Genomic DNA, 6,200 nt, shown 5'->3' on the forward strand with positions numbered 1-6,200 from the left:
TCGTCCACTGGGTTATACTCAAGTGCCATAAAATCAAGCGCCCGAAGATGTCTTGAGAAAAGGAGAAAATATGATTCAAAAAACGATTCTTATACTTATGATCGGCCTTTCCGTTTTACTTTGTAAAAAGGACGAGAAAAACGACGATCTTACGATTGCGACCTTGGGATTTATCGCGGCGACCGGATTTTGTAACGGAACGCTTGCTACGACCGGAACCGGAGTTTCCAAGGCGACCGCGACGATCGATTCTTCTTCCGGTTGTGTGACGGGTGTTACGACTTGTATGGACTCGGCTCTTCCTTCTTGGATCAAAGACAATTTTAAATGTTCTACGGCTTATGTTTCCGGGAGTTCCTACGTTTTTAAATCGCAGAACGTTCCGAATACGAAGAGTTACTACTACGGTTCCACGTCTCCCCTGTTCGAAGCTCTTCCGGGAGGTAATACTCCTGCGGGGAACAATTCTATCTCCAGTCAAAAATTAGTTTATGCGATTCCTTCCACTCCTACGAAAGGAACCGGAACCGTGAGCACTCAAGGCGGACTCGTATCCATCGGTATCACCGTAAACGGTCTTGCGATTTTCAACAACGCGGCGGCTCCTCCGGATACTCTTGCGGTCGAAGCGATGACCTTTGACAACTTCGGCGGTCACCCTCAAAACCAAGGTGTTTATCATCATCACGCGGCGGTAACAAAAGTCAGCAATAACGATGCGAATTTGATCGGAATCATTTTGGACGGTTATGCGATTTACGGTGAAAAGTGCGACAATGGAACCGCGGCAACCGGCGACGATTTTACGCCAACATTAGATTCTTTGCATGGACATACCGCGGCTACGGTTCACTTTTCGACTCCTACCTATCACTACCACTACGTGCTGGACGCGACCGCAACGATTAAAACTCTAATGGGTTCCTACTTTTACGGTACGATAGGAAGTGTTTCTAACTAAGACGCTTTCGATTTTTTTCGTTTTCTTGACGACCTTCTTTACGATCGGTTGTCAAGGAAGCGTTACGATCGAATCTTCCGACCCGAACCTCGCCGTATTTAAGGATAAGGTTTACTATAAACTTAAACCATTCAACGGTTTTATCCGAACAACCTTTCCAGCATTGGATGAAATTCAAATAACTGAATTCAAAGACGGGCTGGAAGACGGAGAATATATCTCACGAAACGAAAGTGGAATTGTTTTGGAAAAAAGGACTTTCAAAGAAGGCCTCAAGGTGGGAGTTCACCGCGCATGGTATCCGAACGGAAACAATCGTTTTTACGCGGAATTCAGTTCCGGTAAATATATCAACGACCACTGGGAATGGTATGACAACGGTAAACCTTCCCTCTACGAGAAGTTCGACGAAAACGGAAAATTGATCGTTGTGAAAAAGTGGAATCGGAACGGACAAATCTATATGAATACCGTGATTGCGTCCGACGGAAGTTCCGTGGGATTACCGGGAAGTAAAATCTGCGAGCCGATCAAAAAAACGGACTAAGAAAAGAATATGATAAAAGTTTTATATAGTGTCTTGCTCCTTCTCTTTGTGATCGCCTGCGACGAAAAGAAGGAAACTTTTTATCCGGAGTTAACCCATTCTTCTTCGCCAAAAAAAGGAATTCTTCCTTATTTTAAGGGCGATGTGATGGATCCGTTTTGGCCGGCCGAGGACGGAGTCATGCCCTCCGATCTAAAAAAAATTCCGGAGTTTTCCCTCGTCTCCCAGGAGAATCAAGAATTTAATCTCAAGAATCTCAGAGAAAAATATACGTTAGTCGTATTCTTCTACGCAAAATGTAGAGGGATTTGCCCGATGATCACTCGGAATATGCTGACTTTTATTCCTAAGATTCAGGATCAAAAGGATGTTCAGGTCGTTTCCATTTCGGTAAATCCGGAAATCGACACGGTGGAAGTTCTGAAAAAATTCAGATCCCTTTACAAGATTTCACAAAGCCAATGGACCTTTCTTACCGGTTCTAAAAAGACGATTTTTAATCTTGCGAGAAATCAATTCGGAGCGGATATAAAAGTCATTCAAGGAAAAGACGATCTCAACGATTTCGTTCATACCGAAAACGTCTATCTGATCGATCGGAAGAATTATCTTCGCGGTGTGTATCGCGCGAAAGGAACCGGAGATTTGGAGAGGCTCCTGATCGAATTGAATACCCTGAAAGAAGAAGATAAGAAGAATTCCTCCCTCGTGATTTCGAATCCATAAAAGAAAACGTTCGTCTTGCAAGTGCAAACGAAAATTCGAAATCCCTCTTACGCGGAATTTCTATTTCGATCCCTTCACGCGTTCAAAAGAAAGCGCCAACGATGGAGAATGGAGGAGTTCCTACATATTTCGATTTTTGATATGGTCTTCATTTCTACGATTCCAATCGGAGTTCCTTCCTTCTAATTTTTGGAGGGAGAATCATATGAAGAATTTCAACTGAATATAGAATCATTCTTGCTCGGGTCCGAATCAAGTCGAAGCGGATTCAGGATTCTGTTTTTTTTTGCGGATTCTTTGTCGGAAGAGCATTCCAATCTTCGAATGTGATTTGAGAAAGATCGCCCACGATCTTGGAAAAAAAGAATCTCTTTCCAAAAAAAAAATCCGAAAATCCGCTCCATTGCGTTTGCGACGAGAACCGTAAGAATCGAAGGGGAAAAAATTTTCCCCGATTCAGAGGAGTAAAAAACGATGAAAAATCTATCACATATCATTCTGGACGGAAATCTAACGGCCGATCCGGAACTCAAAACTCTCAACAGCGGAAAGAGCGTCGCTACCTTTACTTTGGCGGTCAATCACGATCATCGATCCACACCCGATCAGCCTGGGGAGGTTTCGTATATAGACATAGAAGCGTGGGAGCGGCAGGCCGAGAACTGCCACGAATATCTAAAGAAGGGGAAAAAAGCGACCGTGATCGGAGAACTCAGGCAGGATCGTTGGAAATCTCAAGACGGTGGAAATCGAAGTAAGATGAAGGTTGTCGTTCATACCGTACGTTTTGACGGATTACCGGGAAAGAGGGAAAAGGAAGCGGCTTAGAATTTTTTAGAGAGAGAATCGAAAGATTCTCTCTCTAAAGCAAAGAAGTATATTCAATTTTTTTTAAATTAACTTTTTGTCTTTTGAGACGGAGCATATGCTGGCGGAAGTGAATTCTATTTTTTTATTCCTGCGCGAGTCCAGAGAATATTCATTTTTCTCGAGATTGCCAAACCGGGTAAAACCGAAGGTACCGAGTCGGAAAGTTCAACTCGATTTTTAATATTCATTCTTAAATGAATCCATTCGAGAGAATTGGGAAAACGAAAGCCTTTTTGCAAAATATAGATTCGTGTGATTTTCGATCGAGGAGTTTTCGTCAAAATTCGCTTTCTATCGCTGAACCATTTTTAGGGAAGAAGCAAAGTCATCGCAACGTTCTTTCGTATCAAACCGGAATATTCTTCCAGCGCCTCCAAAAGAAAGAAGCCGGAAATGCCACGAGATACATAATAAATCCATAAAGTAGAATCGTGATCAAAACTCTGGGATCTCCCGTCTGTTCGTTCGCTAAAAGAAGGGCGAGAGAAAGATTCCGAATTCCGCTCACGACCCCGATGCTCCTTCGGTCTTCCGACTTATCTTTGAATAAAAAAATTCCGATCGTAAAAGATAAACCGGTAACAAGGACGATTGTAATCCAGATTGGAAGACCGAATTCTAAGATTTGTTCCGAATATTGGAAGGCGAGATAGAAAATGGAAAATCCAAGAGACAAATTGCTGGTTCTTACGAGATACGGGGAAATTTGAAAGGCGACGGATTCTTTTTTTTTCCGAATCCAAAATCCGATTCCTAAAGGAAGTCCGAAGAAGACTAATCCGATCGCCAATAATTTAGGAAGAATCCGAAGCGCTTTTTCAAATTCGAAGAACGAACTTCCGGAATACAATGTGATGAGAAGAGGGGCCGTAAAGAGGCTTGTAAAATTCAAGAGGCTCAACATGGCCGCCCCCGTTCCTGACGAGCCCTTCGCTTTTAAGATGAATAATCCTGCCGAAGCACCTCCGCCCGAGCAAGTGCAGAGAAAAATTCCGAGACGGATCGAAGGAGAAAGTGAAAAGACTTTGCAAAGAAGAAATGCGAAAAGAGGAAGTAGAAAGAGATTGAGAAAACAAACCACAATTCCCGTCGTAAACATCTTCTTAGTAGAATCCAACTGTTCCGAGGTGAGTTCGAGTCCGAGGGAACTCATTGAAGACAAGGCAAGAAGAATGAGGGCGGCTTCTAACATGGATTCTCCGTAGTATTTTTCTTTCTTTAAATTGCAATCAAAGATGCAAACGTGAATTCTCCCGAAGTCAAAGAAAAAGAGGGAGTTCCTACGTTTCAAGAAACTACGATCGGATTTCGATTCGTTTCGGGGGAGAATCCTACTTTAAATGGCGGAGTTTCCACTCTCAATTTTACAGGTGCAGAAGGAAACGGTGCAGTTCAAATCTCCTCCGCACCGACGAATAGCGTTGGATCTTTTGGAAATTCTTCTGGATCCTACACTTATGTAGTTTATAAAGGAACATGCCCAATCTCAACTTCTACGACTTTAGCTGTTGCTGGCGTTGACTACACAATTACTTCTGGAACATCAACAGTAACAACCTCGGGAAGCATTCGATTCAATGTAGCTGGTGCATACACCATCTTCATTACATCAAACAATGCCTCTGGAGCAACTTTTCAGCTAGTAAACTAAGAAAGGCTTAAAACACATACTGATAAAAGACTCGGGATTAAACACCGGGTCTTTTTTTATGCGAAACTTTAAAGGCACATCGGGAGAGCCTTTCTGTTTATTCTTTAAATGTGCGAAAAATTTAGGACGTTATCCTATCCTTTCGAAAAAGCGAGAAAAAGTATCCAACCAATTTGCCGCAACCAAAGAAGAAATAGGAGTCAAATATCATAAGAAATGACTTAATAATCAAATTTTTGATTTAAAATAAAATTCATAATATTCTTTACTCATTAATTCCTATTCACAAAAAGAATAGCTATTCAGATTTAGAAGTTCGTTTGGTTGAATTCTATATATCTTATTTATCTCACCTATCCTTGTTCTGATTACAATAAAAATACCTGCTTCTACTGAAGATTTTAATACCTCAATATATTTATTTCCTATTTGATAGTTTGATACTTTTCGAATTTTTCCTGGAATATATTTTTCGATAAATGCATCCTCAACCAACTCCTCATTTTTAGGAGATAGAAATGCGTCTTTGAATAAGTCTATGGTCAAACAGTTGTCAAAATAGTTTAAATTGCCGATCAAATGTGGTTTTTGAATTTCCTTTACTATATTATTTTTCAAGTCCCATTCATCAGATAATTTCTCCAGATTATCTGAGAGAATTCTAATTCGTGATTCTGAGCAATAGACAACAATCGTTCTAAGATATTTTGACTTCGGATTCAGGCCTCTGTAAAAAATCCTATATTCAGATTCAAATGTCCTTCCAATACTAAAACTAAATTTTGATTTATTATAAACTTCCTTATAAATATATCCAGCAGGAACCAATTTATCCACTGATCTAATCTTACTAAAAAAATCAACGTATTCTAATTGAGAATTAACATTTTTGTCATACATCCCGTATGCAAAAGAAATGTTTCCTTTTGATAATGAAAACAAGTATTCATCTACAACAAAAGCATTTTTTACGAATATGTCCGAGTCAAATTTTTTACAACTACTCGAAAACAAAAATAGAATCAAATAATAAGTAATTTTCATATTTTTTTTAAAAGGAGACCCCATACTTTTCAAAAATCCAACGCTCAAAATAAAAATCGAGAAAATTATTGGAAATAAGTTTATTTTTAATTATTCACCACTAAAGTTTGCAAAGTTCTTAACAAGTCCAGGAAAATAAACAACATTATATTCAACACCTATAATATTTCTTTTTCTACCTTTGGTTGTAAAGCTTCCGTAAAAATTTGGTAAGAATACTTTCTTTATCTTTTGTCTTCTTTATTTCATGAACAAAGAAAACAAAAGATAAAGAAAGAATTATTAAAATAATTTCTTCAATGAAGGACTACCAATTACTTCTTGTGTACTACTAGCGACCTCGTCCAACTATCTTTACTTTTTCTTTTAAATGCAATTTATTTTTCAGAACTTCATAAGGG

At 39.5% G+C, this 6,200-nt stretch carries 7 protein-coding genes; 5 read left to right on the forward strand and 2 right to left on the reverse strand.

What is annotated here, in order from left to right:
- Positions 1-70: 70 nt before the first annotated feature.
- The 4 genes from DLM75_RS21935 (at position 71) to DLM75_RS21955 (ending at position 3,062) form a co-directional block, all read left to right on the forward strand.
- On the forward strand, positions 71-961 hold the full coding sequence (locus tag DLM75_RS21935) for a YHYH protein (protein WP_118970659.1): 891 nt from the start codon (positions 71-73) through the stop codon (positions 959-961).
- Positions 948-1,508 (forward strand): toxin-antitoxin system YwqK family antitoxin, encoded by a 561-nt coding sequence (locus DLM75_RS21940; protein WP_118970639.1) that lies wholly within the window; start codon positions 948-950, stop codon positions 1,506-1,508. Before DLM75_RS21935 ends, DLM75_RS21940 begins: the two co-directional genes overlap by 14 nt.
- Before the next feature lie 9 nt (positions 1,509-1,517).
- Complete coding sequence (locus DLM75_RS21945; protein ID WP_118970640.1) at positions 1,518-2,234, forward strand: SCO family protein; 717 nt, start codon at positions 1,518-1,520, stop codon at positions 2,232-2,234.
- A 474-nt stretch (positions 2,235-2,708) separates the two neighbouring features.
- A complete protein-coding gene (locus DLM75_RS21955) occupies positions 2,709-3,062 on the forward strand; it encodes a single-stranded DNA-binding protein (protein ID WP_118970642.1) in 354 nt (117 codons plus the stop codon).
- Positions 3,063-3,450: 388 nt separating this feature from the next.
- Here DLM75_RS21955 and DLM75_RS21965 read toward each other — a convergent pair whose 3' ends face one another.
- A complete protein-coding gene (locus DLM75_RS21965; protein WP_118970644.1) occupies positions 3,451-4,296 on the reverse strand; it encodes a Na+-dependent transporter in 846 nt (281 codons plus the stop codon).
- A 51-nt stretch (positions 4,297-4,347) separates the two neighbouring features.
- On the opposite strand from DLM75_RS21965, the gene DLM75_RS21970 reads away from it, so the two are divergent.
- Complete coding sequence (locus DLM75_RS21970; protein ID WP_118970645.1) at positions 4,348-4,755, forward strand: hypothetical protein; 408 nt, start codon at positions 4,348-4,350, stop codon at positions 4,753-4,755.
- A 279-nt stretch (positions 4,756-5,034) separates the two neighbouring features.
- Here the strand turns inward: DLM75_RS21970 and DLM75_RS21975 are convergent, their stop codons facing one another.
- Positions 5,035-5,799 carry a hypothetical protein gene (locus DLM75_RS21975; protein WP_158586507.1) on the reverse strand — a complete coding sequence of 255 codons (765 nt, stop codon included), beginning with the start codon at positions 5,797-5,799 and terminating at the stop codon, positions 5,035-5,037.
- Positions 5,800-6,200: the final 401 nt, after the last annotated feature.

Source organism: Leptospira stimsonii, assembly GCF_003545885.1.
Taxonomy (GTDB): Bacteria; Spirochaetota; Leptospiria; order Leptospirales; family Leptospiraceae; genus Leptospira; species Leptospira stimsonii.

Excerpts from the sequence above, each read along its gene's own strand:
- DLM75_RS21935 (WP_118970659.1), top strand. The coding sequence starts at position 71 with ATGATTCAAAAAACGATTCTTATACTTATGATCGGCCTTTCCGTTTTA.
- DLM75_RS21945 (WP_118970640.1), top strand. The coding sequence starts at position 1,518 with ATGATAAAAGTTTTATATAGTGTCTTGCTCCTTCTCTTTGTGATCGCC.
- DLM75_RS21955 (WP_118970642.1), top strand. The coding sequence starts at position 2,709 with ATGAAAAATCTATCACATATCATTCTGGACGGAAATCTAACGGCCGAT.
- DLM75_RS21965 (WP_118970644.1), bottom strand. The coding sequence starts at position 4,296 with ATGTTAGAAGCCGCCCTCATTCTTCTTGCCTTGTCTTCAATGAGTTCC.
- DLM75_RS21975 (WP_158586507.1), bottom strand. The coding sequence starts at position 5,799 with ATGAAAATTACTTATTATTTGATTCTATTTTTGTTTTCGAGTAGTTGT.